At 53.4% G+C, this 1,456-nt stretch carries 1 protein-coding gene; it reads left to right on the top strand.

Going from position 1 to position 1,456, the window contains the following annotated elements; all coding sequences use genetic code 11:
* Positions 1–224: 224 nt before the first annotated feature.
* Positions 225–1,346, top strand: a complete 1,122-nt coding sequence (queG, locus tag RC85_RS25800; protein ID WP_068267828.1) for a tRNA epoxyqueuosine(34) reductase QueG — start codon at positions 225–227, stop codon at positions 1,344–1,346.
* Positions 1,347–1,456 lie beyond the last annotated feature (110 nt).

The following is a 1,456-nucleotide window of genomic DNA, read 5'->3' as shown; positions in this document are numbered from 1 at the left end:
TAACTTGTTTAACCGCGTGGGCATCGCCCCGCGCGTCGTGCGGCACCGAACGCGCGGGGCGATGCCCACGCGGCTAAACGAACTAACACGTTTTTTCCGGGACCAAACATCTTCACGACGTTGAATGCTATCCCGTGTAGAATTGCAAACTGCAAAATGAACATTGCAATTTGAAAATTTTGAAACCCTGAAGTTCGCGGGTAATTCTCAGTCGAAGGTGCCGCTTGGACCCGAACGATGCTGCATCACTGATTCGCGAAGCGGTTTACCAGGAAGGTTTTGACCTTTGCGGAATCGCGCCCGCGGTGACGAGTTCGGGCTATCACCAATTGGTTCAATGGATCGATGCAGGTTACGCCGCGGGCATGAATTACTTTGCCGAGCGACGTGATGCTTATCAACATCCGTCTGGTGTGTTGGCGGGCGCGAAATCGATCGTGGTAATGTCGTTTCCGTATCCCAGTGAATCGGAAAATTCGGTCAGCGCTGGCCACGGCAAGATCGCTCGTTACGCTTGGCCTGGCGATGACTACCACGATGTGATTCATCCAAAACTGAAACGCATTTGTCGGCTGATTAAATCATCGTTTCCTGAGTCGAATTGTCGCGGAGTCGTGGACACGGCGCCGATCATGGAACGGGAAATTGCGGAGCTAGCCGGTTTGGGGTGGCGAGGAAAGAACACGCTGCTGCTGAACAAAAAACGCGGCAGCTATTTTCTGCTGGCGTGCGTGTTGGTGGACATTGAATTGCCCGCTGATCAACCGCATCCGTCGGACCACTGCGGCACCTGCACAGCATGCTTGGATGCCTGTCCGACGGACGCGTTTCCAAAGCCGGGTGTGTTGGACGCATCGCGTTGCATCAGCTACCTGACGATTGAACACCGTGATTCGATTGATGTTGAATTGCGTCCAAAGATGGCAGACTGGTTTTTCGGCTGTGACGTTTGCCAGGAAGTTTGTCCTTGGAACCGGAAGCCATCACGGTCGCCAATGGTCAAAGCAAACGAGTTGGCGACCATCGATTTACACGAACTGTTTCAACTGGACGACGAACAATTTCGTGAACGGTTTCGGAAAACGCCGCTATGGCGGACACGTCGTCGCGGCGTATTGAGAAACGCAGCGATCGTCTTGGGAAATCAGGGATCCAGTGAATCGCTGTCGCATTTAAAGATCGGACTAGCCGACGAAGATCCGCTCGTACGCGGCACGAGTGCCTGGGCGATCGGTAAAATCGGCGGTGACCAAGCATCATCGATACTCACCACGCGACTTTCGATCGAGAGTGACGCAGAAGTCATTCAAGAAATCCAACAAGCAAGTTCAGCATTGGGGCGTTGACTGGCCTGATGAAAATGTGTCGTTGTCAACTTGTCACGACCCTTGAAAGTAGGCCGTAGCGAGCCATAGCGAGTTACGGCGTTGCGCACATTGCCGTAACTCGCTAAGGC

Source organism: Rubripirellula obstinata (genome assembly GCF_001642955.1).
In the GTDB taxonomy this organism is placed as follows: domain Bacteria; phylum Planctomycetota; class Planctomycetia; order Pirellulales; family Pirellulaceae; genus Rubripirellula; species Rubripirellula obstinata.
This window is presented reverse-complemented; position numbering and strand designations above follow the sequence as displayed.